Genomic DNA, 19,206 nt, shown 5'->3' on the forward strand with positions numbered 1-19,206 from the left:
CACCCATGAGTGGCCTGCGGTAATTCTCTGAGACAGATTTGGGACTGGTGACCAAAGGTTTCCTTCAGTCAGTTACCGTAACTTTCCGTGTATTGGGACGTGTGAGCGCAGTGTAGTGCGGTAAGTTACTGGTTTATAATGTAGATCTATGAACTTCTAAGCCGTAGGTCACAGGTTCGAATCCTGTAGGGCGTACCATTTAATTCAATGAATAGCCTTCCTTCTTCCCACTAAAAAATCCCCCATAGCAAAAGTTAATGTCACTGTTGGTATAAGCAAATTTCTCAAACCAGCTCAAGGCCAATTTGTCTCCTGAATTGAATTTAGGCCGCGTCAGACTCTTTTCTCACATGCTACTGATAAGCGAATGACACGGCCTCGTTGTGCTGAAAATAGCTTAAGCAGGTAGCGGGGGATTTTCGGTGCCAGCAACCGATATATTCTCTTGTACAGGATGTTCAGCCGTTGTCAGCTCTGCATGGCCAAGAGTGTTGGGTAATGCTGCTGTGAGCGCGGCTAACGAACCCCCTGAAAGGCCGACTTCTTTGAGCAGGGAGTCTACAATCGGCGCATGTGTACGGTAGGATAACGCGGCCGTCATCGCTTGTTCTGCAAGATTGCCGCCGCCATTGCTGTTTGATTCTGACGAACTACCGGCTGTGGCTGAACCATTACGGTTTAAACCGTCAACCTGAATTATTTTGATTCCGTCGATAGATTTCATTGGCTCAACGGATTTTTCAATGATGCTAGGCAGGGACTGTAATAGCGCCAATTTGAATTTTAAGCTGGTCTGATTATCAGACAGTATATTAACCGCATCATTTAACGCTCTCTGAGCTTCAGCTTCAGCAAGTCCTTTTTTCAATGTTGCTTCAGCAAGTTTAATGATGGCGGATGCCTGCAATTCTGCTGCTTCTTTCTCAGCTTGTGCCTTTAGCGTTAGCTGTACGGCTTCGGTTTCTGCTGATTGTTTAGCAACGATTAACGCAACCTGTTTGGCACGATCTGCCTCGGCAGTTTCTCTGGTTGTCACCACATGCTCTTCGGCTCGCACAGCCTCCGCTAAGGCGTCGTTTGCTCTTGCCTGAGCTTGAGATTGCTGTTCTGATTTACTGGCAATAGCAATATCTTTGTCCTGCGCAGCGATTTCGGTAACTTGCTGTTGTTCAATTTCTTTTATTCTAATTTCACGTTCAGCTTCCACCTTACGAGTACGAACAGCCTGTTCTCGCGCGATTTCTGCCTCTTGAATCTGACGTTCGGTACTAATACGGCTCTGTTCCGCTTCTCGACGACGTTCAGCCTCGAATACGGCAATATTAGCGCTTTGCTCAGCGCTACGGGTTTTGACCTGCTGCTCTTGGTCAAAAGTCATGAACGATTCTTGCTGCTCAATTTCTAGCTTACGTGACATGGCATCGCGGTTCTTTTCACGCACGGCAACTTCTATATCTTGTTCAACTTCATTACGTTCGCGGCGACGACGTTCGGTTTCCTGAGTTAACTTAGTTAAACCTTCGGCATCAAACGCATTGTTAGGGTCGAAGAACTCTTTTGAGGTTTGGTTAAAGTTGGTTAATGAAACGCTTTCCAGCTCAAGACCGTTCTTAGTTAAATCTTCAGCGACCGTATTTTGTACGCCTTGAACGAAGTGTTCACGGGTATCTTGGAGATCATGCATGGTCATTTGTGATGCCGTTGCACGCAGTGCATCTACAAATTTGTCTTCAATAAGGATACGCAGATCTTCCGGTGACAGCGTTCTTTGTCCCAACGTCTGTGCCGCGGTTGCGATGCCTTCAATGGTTGGTTTTACACGAACAAAGAATGCGACGACAACATCGACTCTCATGCGGTCTTTGGTGATCAAGCTGTCTTTCATCGAGCGACTGACTTCCAGCTTAAGGGTATTCATATTGATGTGAATAAGTTCATGAAATATAGGGAGTACGATAGCTCCTCCGCTCATGACAACTTTTATCCCACCCAAGCCGGTTCTAACAAACGATTGTTCTGCTGAAGCTCGCTCATAGAGTCGAGAAAAGATAATCCCGATAACTAATAATATGATTAATACACCAACTGCAACAAATCCCCAATAAGGGATATTATCCATTTCAAACATAAAATTTCCTTTTTATATCATTGAGTAATATAGATTTACAGTAAATTAGGCCAAGGGTTTTTGCTTGCTAAAAACCGCGCTGACGATATTTGGGCAATAATGAGTACGCGTTCTCCGCGGGTAAAAATGACATCTGAGCTTTCTGGCTCAATCAATAAATAGTGGGATTGCCCGTAGGCATCGATAATTTTGCACTCGGCTGACATCCCAGGCTTGCCTGCAGATTGAGTCACGAGAGCCATTGCGCCGACAAAGCTATCTTCTGACACCGCAAAGGATTCATCTTTGGGAAGATAGGGGGCAAGACATCGGCCAATGAAATGTAAAGTAGGCAGCGATAATACAAATGAAATTAGAGCCATCAACTCCGCTGATAACCGCGTTTGAAAAAGGCTTATCATCAGGTATTGCCCGCTGATGCCAATAATGGCAAAGCTACCAAGCAATAAAACAAGCGTTACCAGCAGCGGAAGCCTACCGATGTGCAACCAGCTTAGTGCTTGTACTAGCAGATTATCCCCACTAGCCAGATCAAGATGAGTGTCGATAGAGGAATCTATGTGGCTAAATGCACTAGCACCTATTAGTAGTGATAATATTTCTAATACACCAAGTGAAATGATGAACGCGAGTGCAAAGAGAAAAGGTGCGTTATAGGCAGAGATTAGTATCACTAGAGTATCCCTTCTGTGTATATTCGTAATATTGGCTATATTAACGTTATTTTTTTTATTTCTGATATGGAATGGCAGAGATATAGGGTAATTATGTGGATAGATAATCTTTAAGTATATTCGATGGGGAATCATTAAGTCTTAAAACAGCTTGTGCCAACTTTTCGAAATTCTAGGTATTAATAGATGGTTATTTTAATCTATGCCGGATAATCAAGATGAAATAATGCTTGTGATTATTCTCGCGATATAATATCAAGAAATTAATCAATGGGACGCTGAGATGGTTTAGGCTCAAACACTGGTTATGAATGAACTCCCCATATCTCCATTGTTAAAAGAGCAATTAATTCTGTAAATGTTAGGCGCATCAGTTGAGTGTGATGGCGATTTTATTCATATAAAACATGAATATAGTCAATGTATTTGAATCCTTAAGACGCTACTTTCTGTTCCGCGATAGCAAATGTTCTAAATGGTATTGCTTAATTTTATTGAGCACCGTGGTATGAGATAAACCGACTTGGCTTGCGACTTTCCTCGCAGAGCCCAGCGAAACAAGATATTTCCTAATAATGTCGCACTCTTGTTTCTCTATCATAGATTTAATGCTGCCATCGTGAGTATGTATCTCTAGATTATTATCTTCGGGTAGCGAAATATCGACGCCAGCGATCTCTGTTTTTTCAGCTAATAGCATCGTTCTAAGTAGGATATTCTTTAATTCACGCACGTTGCCAGGCCATGAGTACGCTGTCAGCGTGGCGAGCGCACTAGGTAATAGTGTGAGTTTTTTGTCCAGCTCATGGCTGTATTTTTGGAAAAAATAACTGACGAGGGGAAGGATATCCTCTTTACGATCTCTAAGTGGAGGAATGACGATAGGCAGAATATTTACGCGATAATAGAGATCTTCGCGAAACTGTTTCTGTTCAATCATGTGTTCTAGATTTTGGTTGGTGGCGACGATCACTCTCACATTAACATGCTGTGTTTTGAGTCCTCCTACTCGCTTAATCATTCCATCTTGCAGTACTCGTAGCAGCTTACTTTGAAGGGAAAGCGAAAGCTCACCAAATTCATCAAGAAAAATAGTTCCGTGATTGGCGCTTTCAAATAAGCCCATCTTGCCGCCTTTAAGTGCACCGCTAAAAGCGCCGTATTCGTAGCCAAATAGTTCGCTTTCAACTAAAGACTCTGGGATTGCGGCGCAGTTTATAGCTTCAAAAGCATTGTGCCGTCGTTCGCTGGAATCGTGAATAGATCGCGCAATTAACTCTTTGCCTGTGCCTGTTTCGCCCCGAATCAGGACGGTGTATTTGCTTTGCGCTATTTTGTGTGCTGCGGCTAAGCAGTCAGCCATAACGGGGCTTGCGTAGATGAGTTCATCGAAATCAGAAGATAGCTTTTTACTCTTGGACTTGTTTATCAGCGATGTCTTCTTGGCCTTACCAAGAATAATATTGGCACCAGTGATTTTGTTATTGTGTAATACCGGGCGGATGGTGCAGCTAATCATCTCACCGGTTATTTTGTTTTCTATTTCTTTGGTGCTGACTTTCCCACAGCGGAAATCCTTAACTTCTTCCCAATCAATCAGTGCTGATATATTTCTGCCAATCACTTCATGGCGCAATAAGCTGAACGCTTTTTCTGCGCTAGAGCTAAAGTCATTAATAACGCCGTAGTTTGAAATAATAATGTGGGCATAGTGCGAGTAGGATGATGCCGCAGGTTCGTTGTTAGCAGGGTATATGCTTAAAATATCATTGTTTATCAGCAGATTGCCGAGCAAGTATTGGAGTTTTGTTTCCGAGGGAATGCTAAAGCGAATAAAAATTTCACACGATGAAACGTGCATCGCATCAATATAAACATCCATGTTTCTGAATTCACTGATCACATCAGCAATCATGGCTGTGCGATCGATAGTTTTTATATTCCACCCAACGGTAAGCATGATAACCACCAGAGTCAAATGTATGGCGGCTATGGTAGCAATGTTTGCTCGTTGAGCAATTGCAGATTGTCCGGCGAGTGATTTGGTACCCGCCGGACATCACAATACTGAGAGATTTTTGGAATGGACTAATTGCTATTCGAAAAATTTAAGGAAGGGTGATATGACCAACAGGATGCCAAACGCCAACACACACCACGTTTGCACTCCTTTGAATTTATGTAACTTTTTAACTTTATAGACCAGATAGCATGGGATTAAGCATGATACGATGCCGTAGAGTGGGCTGCCGATATGGAAGAATATCACCACGGAGAAACCGAGAGAAACCCAAGCAAACAGTAGAAGAACAATAAAAATATAAACGCCTAGCCCAAGCGCTTTATGGTTGATTTTGTCTTCTGGAATGAAGCGCTGGATGAGGTTAACTAAAATGCCTTTAACGGCTTCTTGAAAACCTAAATAGATCCCCAAGAATGCAGTTAATACTGCGAAGATATTCAGCAGCGTTGTCATAATGTGGACAAGCGTGCCAGGGATAACTTTTGCTGCCATGGCGAGAGCAGAAATATTTAGGTTAAAGGCTTCTACGGCCTGCTCATGGCTCATTGAGAAGGTAAAAGAGAATGAAAAGAATATTATGATGCTAATGAGGATAATATAGGAGATACGATGTACGCGGATGGCTTTATAGGTGGCGAGCTGCTTGTCTTCCTCTCTTTTCCTATAGGCAATGTTCATTGGGTTTAAGATCTGTACGAACACCGCAGAGAAGAAGGCAAAAGGAGCCGTTAACAACACGTCTCGACAAAAAATACCCATCTCAGGGAATGCGGTAATATTTTTCAAATCCCAGTGAGGGATCATAACTAGGCCGAGCAGGATAATAATACCCACTTTTATGACAACCATTGGCCCTGATATTTTAAATAGCAGGCGTTCACCACGAGAAGCTATAAACACTAATACCATAAAAACGACCAGTTTATAGACAGCAGAGTCAGACAGAATCTGATCGGTTATCCCAAACGTTTTTAAATATGACGCGCTGTCGTAAATTACTGAAATAGAATAGATAAACATGCCGTGAACCAGCATGATGAAATAGATAATCCCCAGAGCGATCCCCCAGTTTTTACCAAGATACTGGGTGATAATATTAGAGTAGTCTTCACAAATGTCGCTCTCCGAGAGCGTTTTCATATAAAGGTTTTGTAGCATGTAGGTGGCAGGGTAGGCGATTAAAAATGCGACGATAAATACCCAAATGCCTTTCAGGCCGATTTGTACTGGCACTAACACGGTTCCTGCCCCAATTGCCATGCCGATGCACAATAATATCCAGCCAATATCATAGGCCGTGAGGGGAACACTTTTGTATTGCCGCTTTGTTTCACTTAGGGAAGCAATGGTCGACATGAGTTACTCCTGTCTGAATAATCGAGAGAGTCAAAATTGCAGCCGGTGCCTATCTGTTTTATATGCGCGCACTCGACTGTTTCCTCTTAAAGCAGCCACGGCATGATGATAGCTTTGACTATCGTGCTGATGCCGCGGCTGATAAGAGGATAAATTAGCTCAGGTTAATAAATCGCCTTATTAAACGCTTGTTCGAGGTCAGCGATGATATCTTCAGGATCTTCAAGTCCTACAGATATTCTTATTAGGCCATCGGTAATACCGGCTTTCATTCTTTCCTCTGGTAACATAGGTGAATGCGTCATGGATGCAGGGTGCTGAATCAAGGTTTCAGTATCGCCAAGGCTGACAGCAAGCAGGCAAAGTTCAACGGAGTCCATCACGGTTTGCCCTGCTTCAACGCCCCCTTTAATTTCAAAGCTAATCACAGCGCCAAAATTCGACATCTGTTTTTTGCCCAATTCATAGTTTGGATGTTCTGGCAGGCCGGGATAATAAACCTTTGTGACGGCTGAATGCGAGGATAAAAATTTCGCTACCTGCATGGCATTCTGACAATGGCGCTCCATGCGAACGGCCAAGGTTTTTAATCCACGCAGTGTGAGCCAAGCGTTGAAAGGGCTGATACAGCCACCGGTTATATCTTTAACGCCGACAAAGCGCGCTTGATTGATGAATTCTTGGTCACCAACGATCACACCGCCGATCACATCACCGTGGCCATTAATATATTTAGTCACGCTGTGAACCACGATGTCAGCACCAAATTTAAGTGGGTTTTGGCAATAAGGTGACATAAAGGTGTTATCGACGACTAATAATGCATCGTTGGCATGAGCGAGTTTGGCGCTTTGCTCGATATCGATAATGGATAAGGTAGGGTTGGCGGGAGTCTCAATATAAACCACTTTGGTATTTGGTTTTATTGCTGCCTTGATGTTTTCTATATTGGCAGCATCGACGAAGGTGACCTCTATCCCGAATTTAGGCATGCTGTGCGACAATAACGCATGGGTACAGCCATATATTGCCTCAGAAGCCACGATGTGATCGCCTTGTCCACACAGCGTTAGTAGCGTTGATGAAATCGCGGCCATTCCCGATGCGGTGGCTAACGCGGCTTCACCTCCTTCTAATATGGCAATTTTTTCTTCAAGGGCCGTTTGCGTTGGATTCCCAAGGCGGGTGTAGATATATCCCGGTTCCTCGAGGGCAAATCTGGCTGCGCCTTGCTTCGCGTTTTCGAATACGAATGTAGAAGTCTGAAAAATAGGTGTGGCTAGCGCACCGGTTGTTGCATCTGGATGCTGTCCTGCATGGATGGTTTTAGTGTTATAGCCTTTATCGTGCAGTTTCATACTTCGTTGCCTCATTAGGTTAGGTATTGTCCTAATGTATATAGCAATACGTATGCCAGAATTTATTTAATTGAAATGCATAGGTTTTTATATTTAAATGTTTTTCCGCGTAAATAACATTTCCAATACTGGAAATATTGTTTACAGTTTAAAAAATAAATTTTAAAAATTAAAAATACAAACTTCACTTTAAAATAAAAATGTATTTTTCAACACGATTTAGGTGGTCTTTTTTTAACGAGTAATTGATGCCTGAATTAAATATATGAGCAGGGTGTTTAAAGTTGTAAAAATGCACGAAGGCGATGATTGGATTTATTAAACTAGTTTGCGCGTATAATGCGTTGTTTCGCTTGTCGTGTTTTATTGCTATAGAAGATACAGTTAAATAAATATATACATTTTATTTTAACGATAGGACCTATGTTCTTATTTTAATAAGATACAATGTCGCTACGGCATTTTACACAGAGAAAACATGAGTTATGGATAATGACTATAATCAGTACAACCAGCCTATAGGGCACAGCTTACCTCATTGGCATGGATGTGAGGTGCCAACCCAATTAGTCCTTAACGGGCAGTATTGCCGGTTAGAAAGGGTATCCGCTGTTCATGCTGACGATCTGTTCGAAGCTTATCAATTGTCCGGCTCAGAAAAGGATTGGACGTATCTTCCTGCTGGCCCATTTAAGGATCGACAGGCGTTTGATCTGCACTTCAACGCAATCTTAGCTTCAGTGGATCCACTGCACTATGCGGTTGTTGATTTAGCGACGGGTAAGGCGATTGGTACCGTTGCGCTTATGCGCATTGATGCAAAAAATGGCGTGATTGAAATGGGATGGGTGGTTTATTCCAGAGCATTAATGCGCACTCGTATGGCGACGGAAGCACAGTTTCTGTTGATGTCATATGTTATGGATAACCTTCATTACCGCCGCTATGAATGGAAATGCGATTCCCTGAATGAAGGGTCGCGTAAAGCTGCGTTGCGCTTAGGATTCAAATTTGAAGGCCTATTCCGTAATGCCACGGTTTATAAAGGAAGAACCCGAGATACGGCATGGTTTTCGATTATTGATGAAGAATGGCCAGAAGTTCGAAATGCACTTGTCTCTTGGCTCAGCCAAGAGAATTTTGATGAGAAAGGTCAGCAACGCCGAAGCCTAAATGATTTTAGAAATAACAGCGTGGCATGAGATTATTCTTTTCTGAATATAACTCTTATTCGCAATAAACCTATAAGACGCTTTCGAGCGTCTTATATTTTTTAAAAAGTATTCGGCGATAATTTACTCAGCCTTTACCTCGAGCTGCGACGTTCTGAAATCCAATCCTGAATTTCGATGGCGAAAGTGTCTGGCGCTTTACGGAATGTACGTCGAGCCAAATCTAAAATCGTGTGACGAGCCAACTCTTCTTCCATGCGCTGCTGGGCGCTATCCATGACCGCACGAATGCTGCATGGACCTTCGCATGCCCAAGCTGGAGGTGTTTCCTCAAAAACAGCGAGGCGTTGACGAATTTCTTTGCACTCAAACACCGTCTTGGAGCCATCAATGGCCTGCGCAACGTCAAGCGCCGTAATGAGCTCTGGTGCTCTCGCTAAGCGGAATCCGCCACCTTTACCTTCAGTGCTGACCACTAGCCCAGCACGTGAAAGACGGGTAAAAATTTTGGCAAGGTAATCGAAGGGAACACCTTGCAGTTCAGCCATCTCACGCACATTCATTTCACGATCGTCACCTTTGCTATCGACCATGCATAACAGGCTATGAAGGCCATATTCCACGCCTGAACTATAGAATGCCATATCAAACTCCGCTTAGTAAATTCTTAGTAAGAATACATGGAACCGCACAATCTGCAAAGGTATGCGTAATAGATAGTCTTGGGTGTATTTTTAAAGACTTTAAAATCAAATAATTAGATAAATTTCCTTCATAAGAATTAACGTTAACTCCGAAACATGTTGTCGGAGTTAACGACGACATGTATAGTCGTAGTTATTGAAGTAGATGATCAAATAATCAAAAGGTAGCAAAGCATGAATAACCGTATTCTTATCGTTGGCGCTGGTTTTTCTGGCATGTGGGCCGCTATCAGCGCTGCGCGTTTAGCGCATCTGAATAATCGTCGTGATATCGAAATAACCGTCTTAGCGCCGCAGCCAGAACTGCGCGTTCGTCCGCGTTTTTATGAAGATAAAGTGGCCACGCTGGTTTCTCCTTTGCTGCCGTTGTTTAGTGAGATTGGTGTTAACTTCCTTCAAGGAAGTGCAGAACAGATTGATTATGAAAATAAAAAAGTTTCATATCGTGATGGGGCAGGGAATACCGCTTCGGTATCGTATGACCGTTTAGTGTTGGCCAGTGGTAGCCGTGTGAAGAAGTCATTGGTTGCAGGCGCGCAGAAATATGCCTTCGATATTGATCAATTGGAGTCGGCCCAGAAGTTTGAAAACCACCTGCAAAATTTAGCTAACCAAGAGCCGAGTGAAGCGCGTAATACCGTCGTTGTATGCGGTGGTGGATTTACCGGTATTGAGTTGGCAACCGAACTTCCTTCGCGTCTTAAAGCGCTATTAGGTGAGGATACGAAGACTAAAGTCATCGTAGTTGAACGTGGTGCTGAAATCGGCAGCCGGTTCAGCGCTGAATTACGCGATGTTATCGCTCAAGCTTCTGAAGAGTTAGGTATTGAGTGGAAGCTGAATGCGGAAGTCGAAGTTATTGATGCCAATGGCGTGACGTTGAAGGATGGAACGCGCATTGATACTTCAACCGTGGTCTGGACCGTTGGTGTAGAAGCCAGCGCTCTCACACAGCAGCTAGAAGCGGAGCGTGATAGCCAAGGTCGTTTGCTGGTTGACGAAAACTTACAGGTTCGTGGATTGCCGGGCGTTTATGCCACTGGAGACGTTGCCCATGCTGCAACCGATAATTTAGGGCATAAAGCGCTGATGACCTGTCAGCATGCGATTCAACTGGGGAAATTTGCCGGTAATAACGTGGCCGCCGATCTGATTGGCGTTTCTGGAGTGGCTTACCGCCAGGAAAACTACGTGACCTGCCTTGATTTAGGCGCGTGGGGCGCGGTCTTCACGCAGGGCTGGGAGCAAAAAGTCGACTCGGTTCGCGAAGAAGCTAAAAAGATTAAAATCTCAATCACCAATGAACTGATCTACCCACCAAAAGCAGAGCGCGATGTTGCTTTTGCGGCGGCAGATCCGTTGGCAGCGTTTGTATAATCACGCCGATGCGGGGCAAGCCTTGAGCTTGCCCTAACTTTTCTGAGCCATGCGGTGTTTTGTTGTTGAGTTTTAGCTTGGCTCAAAGATTGTTTTTTATTAATAATAAAAACGTATACCAAAAACCCATTATTGTTTTCTACGTTATAACCCTGCCAGCGAAATTATTATTTCCCTCACGCTAATTCTCTCTTTTTTACAATACCTTAGTTTATGTAAGCTCATTTTAATCAGCGTCTGTCTTAGCATAAATTGCCCCCAGAACGTTTTGCCAACAACAGTAGGATACAAAAAACACTTTGCAGAATAAGTATCTATAAATCATTATTTGAAACGTGGTTTCACTCCAATTTTGTAGGCTAATCTTGAACTTACATGCAGTACTGCGTCAACGCGTAGCTAATACGCGCTGGTATGCGAAAAGAAAAAGTTATCGGGTTCTATTTTGGCGAGAAATAACGCCGCTTGCCGTTCCTATCTTGATAGAAAATGCCTGCGTGTTACTGATGGGCGTCCTCAGCACTTTTCTCGTGAGCTGGATTGGCAAAGAAGCCATGGCAGGCGTTGGGCTTGCTGATAGTTTTAATATGGTGATTATTTCTTTTATTGCCGCCGTTGATTTAGGGACGACCGTGGTGGTCGCCTTTAGTTTAGGAACACGCGATCGCCGCCGAGCGCGCGCCGCCGCAAGGCAATCACTGGTATTGATGACGGTTGTTGCTTTGCTGTTGGCTGCGGGTATCCATTTGGCTGGTGAACACATTATTAATGTGATTGCCGGTGACGCGACGCCAGAAGTCAAAGCGTTAGCGCTTTCTTATTTGCAAACCACGGTGTGGAGTTATCCCGCCGCGGCCATTGCGCTCATCGGTAGCGGGGCGCTGCGCGGTGCTGGTAATACCAAAATTCCCCTGTTGGTTAACGGTGGAATGAATATCCTGAACATCATGATCAGTAGCGTTCTGATCTACGGTATTTTTGGCTGGGGCGGGCTCGGTTTTATCGGCGCAGGGCTTGGGCTAACGCTTTCTCGTTATATCGGAGCGGCCTGCATTATTTACGTGCTGTTAAAGGGCTTTAACCCTGCGCTGCGTATTTCGCTGAAAAGTTATTTTAAACCGCTGAAGCTGAATATTCTGTGGGAAGTTTTGGGCATTGGTATTCCAGCAAGTATCGAATCGGTGCTGTTTACCGGCGGCAAACTCCTAACCCAAATGTTTGTGGCGGGTATGGGCACCAACGTTATCGCGGGTAATTTTATTGCCTTTTCAGTGGCGGCATTAATCAACCTACCCGGTAATGCGTTGGGTTCTGCTTCAACGATTATCGTAGGACGACGCTTGGGCAAAGGGCAAATAGGCCAAGCCGAACGTCAGCTTCGTTATGTTTTCTGGTTATCAACTATCGTTTTGACCATCATCGCATGGGGAACAGTACCTTTTGCGGGCTTGTTTGCGTCTTTCTATACCCAAGAGTCCGATGTTATCGACGTGGTTAAAATACTGCTATGGCTCAATGCCGCATTTATGCCGATCTGGGCTGCATCGTGGGTGCTTCCGGCTGGGCTTAAAGGCGCACGTGATGTTCGCTTTGCCATGTGGATTTCGATGCTCGGAATGTGGGGCTGCCGCGTCGTGGCAGGCTATACGCTAGGCGTTGTGCTTGGCATGGGAGTTGTTGGTGTTTGGTTGGGGATGTTCTTTGACTGGGCGGTGCGCGGCGTATGCTTCTATTGGCGTATGGTCAGCGGTCGCTGGCTATGGAAATATCCTCGTATTCAGCCTGAACTCGTGGAAGTCGACGCCAATAAAACGGAATAAGTGTACCGTTAACGATATTGCTCCCCCCGTATTCGGGGGGAGATTGGTAAATCAATTAGCTCAATCCTTCCTGTACCAAAGAGTCGCGGCTAATTTCAGCGATAGATTTCGCGCCCGTGAGCGTCATCGCAACGCGCATCTCTTTTTCGATTAAGCCCAACAGATTTTCTACACCGGCCTGTCCGGCGGTGGCCAACGCATACAAATAGGCGCGGCCTAACAACACGGAATCAGCACCGAGGGCGATCATTCTCACCACGTCTAACCCGCTGCGAATACCGCTATCGGCAAGAATTTTAATTTCGCCTTTAACCGCATCAGCAATTGCGGGCAGGGCGCGAGCAGACGACAACACGCCGTCTAATTGGCGACCGCCATGATTCGATACCACAATGCCGTCTGCGCCGAAGCGGACTGCATCACGCGCATCTTCGGCATCCAAAATACCTTTAATCACCATTGGGCCGTCCCAAAAATCGCGGATCCACTCTAAATCGCTCCAAGAGATCGATGGATCGAAGTTCGTCGCCAGCCAGCCGATGTAGTCTTCAAGTCCCGTCGGCTTGCCCAGATAGGCCGAAATATTGCCTAAATCGTGTGGTCGGCCATTAAGCCCCACGTCCCATGCCCAGGCGGGATGCGTCATTGATTGCAGATAGCGACGCATCGCGGCATTGGGGCCGCTCATTCCTGAATGGGCGTCACGATAACGCGCGCCCGGCGTCGGCATATCTACGGTAAACACCAGCGTTGAACAGCCTGCGGCTTTGGCACGCTCTAAGGCATTACGCATAAATCCGCGATCTTTCAACACATACAATTGAAACCACATAGGGCGATTAATTGCCGGTGTAACTTCTTCGATAGGGCAAACGGAAACGGTGGAGAGGGTAAACGGAATGCCTTTATTATCGGCGGCGCGAGCGGCCTGAACTTCACCGCGACGTGCGTACATCCCGCATAATCCTACCGGGCCAAGCGCAACGGGCATGGCGAGTTTTTCATTGAACAGTTGAGTCTCAAGGCTCAGCGCCGACATATTTTTCAGTACGCGCTGCCGTAACGCTACCTGCGACAGATCTTCTACGTTGCGTCGTAGGGTGTGTTCGGCATAAGCGCCGCCGTCAATGTAGTGAAACAAAAACGGAGGCAGTTTGCGTTGCGCCGCGGCGCGGTAGTCGGTTGCAGCTGAAATAATCATGGATTTCCTTCCCTTGTTACATTTGTTTCTTCGTCGGGCAGGCGAGTGATACGGGCCTGCCGCGCTTCGTCTTCATGCAGATGTTTAATGGTGGAGTGAACGAAACCGAGGTGTGATTTTGCCGCTTTGCTAGCACGCTCGGGATCGCCGGCCAGAATGGCCTCAAGCAACTCGTTATGTTGCTTGGTGAGTCGAGAGAAAATGGTGGGTACGGTGTACATACGTTGTCGGCTATGCATCACCGACGACTGCATTAAATCGAAAAATCCGCGCATGGTTTGCAGTAACACCACGTTGTGTGAGGCTTCGGCAATGGCCAGATGGAAACGTACATCGGCCTGCGCCGCGAGATCGGGGTTATCGCTTTCTTTCAGTTTCAGCGTGGCATCAAAACAGTATTGGAGTTTTTCTTTGTCAGCGTCGGTGGCTCGCATTGCGGCGTGCCATGCGGTGCTGGCTTCAATCGCGTGTCGAGCTTCGAGGATGTCGTAACGATAGTTGGGATCCTCGGCAACCAGCGTTCGCAGAGGTTCGACGATACGTTGTTCCGACCAAGGCTGTAGCTCAAAGCGCACGTAGGTGCCGCCGCCGCGGCGGCTGATCAGAATATTTTCACTGATCAGCTTCTGAATGGCCTCGCGTAGCGATGAGCGAGATACGCCAAGTTCGGCGGCAAGCTGCCTCTCGGCGGGCAAACGCATGCCCGCCTCCAGATTACGTTCGTGAATAATCGCCTTAACGCGCTCGACTAAATGGTCGGCAAGGCGAGGTTGTGGCAATGACGTCATGGAATCATCCAAGTTAGCAGATACGCCTGTAGCGTGGTGATCACACCCACCATGCAGGTGAATATCAGGCTATGTTTCACCGTGAAGCGGAATAGATCCGATTCTTTACCAACCAGCCCTACGGCGGCGCAGGCGATGGCGATAGACTGCGGTGAAATCATTTTCCCCGTCACGCCGCCGGTGGTGTTTGCCGCAACGAGTAGAACATCTGAAACACCGATTTGCTGTGCGGTTGTTGCCTGAAGTGCCGCGAACAGCGCGTTTGATGAGGTATCGGAGCCGGTAAGGAACACGCCTAGCCAGCCAAGGAACGGTGAGAAGAAGGTGAATGCGTCGCCGGTGTGCGCCAAAGCCAGCGCCAGCGTTGCAGACAAACCTGAATAGTTAGAGATGAATGCAAACGCTAAAACCATCCCGATGGAGTAAATCGGCAGCGCCAGCTCTTTCATCGTGGAGAAGAATGTCGCTACCGCGGCCTGCGGTTTCATGCGCAGATAGATAACTGAGATAACCGCCGCCACCATAATGGCTGTGCCGGTTGCCGAGAGCCAATCGAGTTTATACACCGCGGCATAAGGCATGCTTTCCGCTACCACCGGCGGCATTTTTGCTACCAGCTTATCTAGCAGAGGAACGGAGAAGTTAAACACCCAATCCTGTAATGCGCCACCTTTGGCAAACAATGCCTTGAACGGCGGAATGCTCCAAATAGTGACCGTGGCGGTCAGGAAAATGAAGGGCATCCATGCGCGTATAACCTGCTTGGTCGTGTAGTTTTGGCGTGCGAGCGTTTGATCGGTAACTGATGCGCCCACATCGTTAAAACGGAAGATACGCTTTGGCTGCCATACGCGCAGAAACGTTGTGAGGCACACAAGCGACACTAACGATGAAATGATATCTGGCAGCTCAGGCCCGATAAAATTAGAGCTCAGGTACTGGGCGACGGCAAACGAACCACCGGCAACCACAACCGCAGGCCAAGTCTCTTTGATACCGCGCCAGCCATCCATGATAGCCATAATCCAAAACAGCACGATGATGGTCAAGAATGGCAGCTGGCGTCCCACCATCTGACCAATCTCAAAGCTGTCGAGGCCGGTGACTTGTCCAGCCACAATAATAGGGATGCCCATCGCACCGAAGGCAACCGGCGCGGTGTTTACAATCAGGCAAAGGCCAGCGGCATAAAGCGGATTAAAACCTAAACCCACCAGCAGTGCTGCGGTGATTGCTACGGGCGCACCAAAGCCTGCGGCACCTTCCAAAAATGCACCGAAGCAGAAACCAACAATCAGCATTTGCAGACGTTGATCCGGCGTGATGGAAAGAATGGAAGAACGGATGATGTCAAACTGCCCGGTTTTTACCGAGATCTTGTAGACGAAGACGGCGGCAATGATGATCCAAGCGATAGGCCACAGACCATAAAAAAAACCATAAATAACGGAAGCAAAGGCGCGGTCGGCGGGCATTTGGTAGAAAAATAGCGCCACCAAAAGTGCAATGCCGACCGTAATCGTGGCGGCAATATAGCCTTTGAGTTTGAGTTTTATTAACGCAAAAAAGAAGAACAAAATCGGTAACGCTGCGATGAGGCTGGATAGCCAGATATTCCCGATGGGGTCGTAAACTTGTTGCCAAACTTGCATGCAGGTATCTCCAGAGAACAGACACTTTATTGTTCCGCTCCATTGGTCTGACCAAATTGGGCGGGTCACTGTTATAGTGTTCAATGGTTAATCTTTTGTTAATTTCTTGCAACGATAGCGTTTACTTTTTTTATTTTTCTGCCGCGAATGCTCACGTTTTTAGTTGGATTGGTACGACCAAAGAGGGGCTGGGAGTGAAGAGATGAGCACCAGCGGACTGTGCCGCTGGGCAAATGTTAAATGTTAAGACGGGTAGCGCAGCGCATCGACAAACAAAGAAAATGCCGTGGTGTGTTGTTTGCGACTTGGGTAGTAAAGATAGTAACCCGGGAATGTGTTGCACCACGCGTCGAGCACTTGAACTAACCGACCATCGGCGAGCTCGTTTTGCACGGAATCCTCAGGCACATAGGCTAAGCCAAAGCCAACCACCGCTGCATCAATGCGCTGGCGTAGACTGTTAAACGTCAACTGTCCATCGACACGAACCCTAAGTTCTTGGCCGTCTTTTTCAAACTCCCACGCATACAGTCCACCCCGAGTGGGTAAGCGCATGTTGATGCAGCGATGGTTTTGCAATTCTTGTGGCGTGGAAGGGCTGCTGTGTTGCTGGAAGTACTGAGGCGATCCCACTACCACCATTCGCATATCTGGGCCAATACGCACGGCAACCATGTCTTTAGCCACTTGCTCGCCAAGGCGAACACCGGCATCGAAGCGACCGTTGACGATATCGGTTAGCGAATTATCAGCCACGATTTCAACGTTGATATCGGGATAGTTAGCGAGGAACGATTTTAAAAACGGCCACAGCACAGCATCTACGGCGTGCTCTCCGGCGGTAATGCGAATATTGCCCGCTGGGGTGTCGCGCATATCTCGTAGGGCATCTAGCTCGCTTTCAATCTCACGAAACCGCGGCTCAAGGCTGTTGGCAAGTTTCTCACCGGCTTCCGTTGGCGCTACGCTGCGGGTAGTGCGGGTGAGCAAACGAATATCAAGACGCTCTTCAAGCCCGCGAATGGAATGGCTAAGTGCCGACTGCGATACGCCTAATTTCGCCGCGGCTTTGGTGAAGCTGCGTTCTCTGGCGACGACGAGAAAAGAGATCAGATCGTTAAAGTTTTCTTTCAGCATTTTGCAGGTCTTTTGGATCAAGATAGCGCAAGTATAGGCCTATTTATGAATTTTTCTCATAGCTCCTTGCGTATTTAGCTATCTAGTTACGTTGTATGAATCGGGGTAACGTTTAGGTCAGACAGCATTCCGACGGCTACAGCGCTTGATCGGCTTGGCTACATGCGTTTAAAGAAGAGGACAATATGAAAATTATCCATAACGGCTCGCAGGCTTCACTGGTTGGCTCAGACGACTATTTCACCGGTCGTGTACGTATCGATGGCCTATTTCAGGCTGAAGACCCTGCGCGCGTAGGCGGTGCAACAGTCACCTTTGAGCCTGGTGCACGCACCGCATGGCATACACATCCACTAGGGCAAACGCTGATCGTTACCCAAGGCCGCGGATGGGTACAGGAATTAGGTAAAGAGATTCAGGAAATTAACCCAGGCGATATCGCTTGGATCCCAGCAGGCGTTAAACACTGGCATGGCGCGACATCAGAAACAGCGATGACGCACATTGCGATTGCTGAATCACTGAATGGTAGCGTGGTGGAATGGATGGAAAAAGTAACAGACGAGCAGTATCGCAAATAGCGCTACACACGGCAGAATTGCGGTTTCATCATGCTCATAAGCCCATTGTTAAACTTTTTGTGATAAAGGCAGATCGCGTTTTTTGCGTGCTAGATTCAATGTTCAAGACAAACAAAAAGGATTAACGGATGAAATTGTTGAAAATCGCGCTTCTGACCTCGCTTATCTCTTTGTCTACCACGGTGTTTGCGGAACAGGCTAAAAATCCGCTTAGCGTGCATATTTTAAATCAGCAGACCGGGCTGCCTTCTGCCGGTGTTGCCGTTACGCTAGAACATAAAGAAGGCGATCGCTGGGTGAATTTATCGACTGGAGTCACTGACAATGATGGGCGTATTCCTGCGCTGTATCCGCAGGGGCAAAGTATGGCGCTGGGCGATTATAAAGTGACGTTCAAAACGGGTGAGTATTTCTCAAAACTCAAACAAGAGACATTCTTCCCAGAAATACCGGTTGTGTTTCACGTGATCAAAGCTAACCAGCATTTACACGTGCCTTTGTTGTTGAGTCAATATGGTTACTCAACATATCGTGGTAGCTGATATATTTTATAGTTAGCATTCATATTTTTACTAGGTCGCATTTATCTGCGGCCTTTTTATTTTATTGTAGTTTAAGTAGCGTGATTAAGTTATTCACTAACCCTGATGCGTTACTGCCGAGGTCGTAGTTTTCTGAAGATAATAGCCAGTTCTCTATCAGTCCGCTCATATATGCACGGATTATAATTATTGATTGAGGGATATTTAATTTTGATGGCAATTGATTTAATGTAACGCAACGTTTTAAGGTGTTGGTTAAACGCTCCTCTTCAAAATAGACCATGCGGCGTATTTCATGTCTAGGTGTCATTTCTTTTGTGAATTCACATTTATGGAATATGATTTCCATTAATGATTTTTGTTGAGGGTCACTAACCACTGTGCGTAGAAGATAGGTGAGTGTTTCTTGTAACGCATTTAATGGATTATCTTTGTTTTCACTGTGTATTTTTTCAGATATATACAATGAGTAGTGTGCAGATTGCTGCCATATTTCGTTGAATAATTCTTCTTTGTTTTTAAAGTGCCAGTAAATTGCACCTCGAGTGACCCCCGCAGAGCAGGCGATATCTGCCAATGTTGTGGATGAAAAACCACGCGTTGAAAATTCACTGATTGCTACATTTATTATTCTCTGACGAGTAACAAATGCATCCTCTTTAGTTTTACGTGCCATAGCGATACCAAACACCC

16 protein-coding genes are annotated in these 19,206 nt (G+C 46.2%); 5 read left to right on the forward strand and 11 right to left on the reverse strand.

What is annotated here, in order from left to right:
* Window positions 1-397: 397 nt before the first annotated feature.
* The 5 genes from DSM2777_RS11330 to megL form a co-directional block, all read right to left on the reverse strand.
* Entirely contained in the window at window positions 398-2,128 is a 1,731-nt protein-coding gene (locus DSM2777_RS11330; RefSeq protein WP_156088354.1) for a flotillin family protein, read from the reverse strand.
* A 35-nt stretch (window positions 2,129-2,163) separates the two neighbouring features.
* Window positions 2,164-2,802 (reverse strand): OB-fold-containig protein, encoded by a 639-nt coding sequence (locus tag DSM2777_RS11335; protein ID WP_061554004.1) that lies wholly within the window; start codon window positions 2,800-2,802, stop codon window positions 2,164-2,166.
* 442 nt (window positions 2,803-3,244) lie between these two features.
* Complete coding sequence (locus DSM2777_RS11340) at window positions 3,245-4,762, reverse strand: sigma-54 interaction domain-containing protein (RefSeq protein WP_237087838.1); 1,518 nt, start codon at window positions 4,760-4,762, stop codon at window positions 3,245-3,247.
* A 135-nt stretch (window positions 4,763-4,897) separates the two neighbouring features.
* Complete coding sequence (locus DSM2777_RS11345) at window positions 4,898-6,181, reverse strand: amino acid permease (RefSeq protein ID WP_061554006.1); 1,284 nt, start codon at window positions 6,179-6,181, stop codon at window positions 4,898-4,900.
* Window positions 6,182-6,345: 164 nt separating this feature from the next.
* The gene (megL, locus tag DSM2777_RS11350) at window positions 6,346-7,539 is read right to left on the reverse strand and encodes a methionine gamma-lyase (RefSeq protein WP_061554007.1); all 1,194 of its coding nucleotides are present in this window, start codon (window positions 7,537-7,539) and stop codon (window positions 6,346-6,348) included.
* Window positions 7,540-8,024: 485 nt separating this feature from the next.
* On the opposite strand from megL, the gene DSM2777_RS11355 reads away from it, so the two are divergent.
* Window positions 8,025-8,741 carry a GNAT family N-acetyltransferase gene (locus DSM2777_RS11355; RefSeq protein WP_061554008.1) on the forward strand — a complete coding sequence of 239 codons (717 nt, stop codon included), beginning with the start codon at window positions 8,025-8,027 and terminating at the stop codon, window positions 8,739-8,741.
* A gap of 104 nt (window positions 8,742-8,845) precedes the next feature.
* Here the strand turns inward: DSM2777_RS11355 and DSM2777_RS11360 are convergent, their stop codons facing one another.
* Window positions 8,846-9,355, reverse strand: a complete 510-nt coding sequence (locus tag DSM2777_RS11360) for an RrF2 family transcriptional regulator (protein ID WP_025800590.1) — start codon at window positions 9,353-9,355, stop codon at window positions 8,846-8,848.
* 234 nt (window positions 9,356-9,589) lie between these two features.
* Between DSM2777_RS11360 and DSM2777_RS11365 the strand changes: the two genes are divergently transcribed.
* Together DSM2777_RS11365 and DSM2777_RS11370 are read left to right on the forward strand one after the other, a co-directional pair.
* The gene (locus tag DSM2777_RS11365) at window positions 9,590-10,792 is read left to right on the forward strand and encodes an NAD(P)/FAD-dependent oxidoreductase (protein ID WP_061554009.1); all 1,203 of its coding nucleotides are present in this window, start codon (window positions 9,590-9,592) and stop codon (window positions 10,790-10,792) included.
* Between the two features lie 365 nt (window positions 10,793-11,157).
* On the forward strand, window positions 11,158-12,612 hold the full coding sequence (locus DSM2777_RS11370; protein ID WP_061554010.1) for an EmmdR/YeeO family multidrug/toxin efflux MATE transporter: 1,455 nt from the start codon (window positions 11,158-11,160) through the stop codon (window positions 12,610-12,612).
* Between the two features lie 55 nt (window positions 12,613-12,667).
* Here the strand turns inward: DSM2777_RS11370 and lldD are convergent, their stop codons facing one another.
* From lldD to DSM2777_RS11390, 4 genes are all read right to left on the reverse strand, one after another.
* Window positions 12,668-13,813, reverse strand: coding sequence for an FMN-dependent L-lactate dehydrogenase LldD (gene lldD / locus DSM2777_RS11375; RefSeq protein WP_025800593.1), 1,146 nt, complete (start codon window positions 13,811-13,813; stop codon window positions 12,668-12,670).
* Window positions 13,810-14,601 (reverse strand): transcriptional regulator LldR, encoded by a 792-nt coding sequence (gene lldR, locus DSM2777_RS11380; RefSeq protein WP_061554011.1) that lies wholly within the window; start codon window positions 14,599-14,601, stop codon window positions 13,810-13,812. The genes lldD and lldR overlap by 4 nt, the downstream gene beginning before the upstream one ends.
* A complete protein-coding gene (lldP, locus tag DSM2777_RS11385) occupies window positions 14,598-16,253 on the reverse strand; it encodes an L-lactate permease (RefSeq protein WP_046458603.1) in 1,656 nt (551 codons plus the stop codon). The genes lldR and lldP overlap by 4 nt, the downstream gene beginning before the upstream one ends.
* A gap of 243 nt (window positions 16,254-16,496) precedes the next feature.
* Window positions 16,497-17,390, reverse strand: a complete 894-nt coding sequence (locus tag DSM2777_RS11390; RefSeq protein ID WP_046458602.1) for a LysR family transcriptional regulator — start codon at window positions 17,388-17,390, stop codon at window positions 16,497-16,499.
* 185 nt (window positions 17,391-17,575) lie between these two features.
* On the opposite strand from DSM2777_RS11390, the gene DSM2777_RS11395 reads away from it, so the two are divergent.
* Window positions 17,576-17,971, forward strand: a complete 396-nt coding sequence (locus tag DSM2777_RS11395) for a (R)-mandelonitrile lyase (protein WP_061554012.1) — start codon at window positions 17,576-17,578, stop codon at window positions 17,969-17,971.
* A gap of 128 nt (window positions 17,972-18,099) precedes the next feature.
* Window positions 18,100-18,513, forward strand: a complete 414-nt coding sequence (gene uraH, locus DSM2777_RS11400) for a hydroxyisourate hydrolase (protein ID WP_061554013.1) — start codon at window positions 18,100-18,102, stop codon at window positions 18,511-18,513.
* 61 nt (window positions 18,514-18,574) lie between these two features.
* Here the strand turns inward: uraH and DSM2777_RS11405 are convergent, their stop codons facing one another.
* A complete protein-coding gene (locus DSM2777_RS11405; RefSeq protein ID WP_061555385.1) occupies window positions 18,575-19,189 on the reverse strand; it encodes a TetR family transcriptional regulator in 615 nt (204 codons plus the stop codon).
* Between the last annotated feature and the right edge of the window lie 17 nt (window positions 19,190-19,206).

This window comes from Obesumbacterium proteus, from assembly GCF_001586165.1.
GTDB classification, from domain to species: domain Bacteria; phylum Pseudomonadota; class Gammaproteobacteria; order Enterobacterales; family Enterobacteriaceae; genus Hafnia; species Hafnia protea.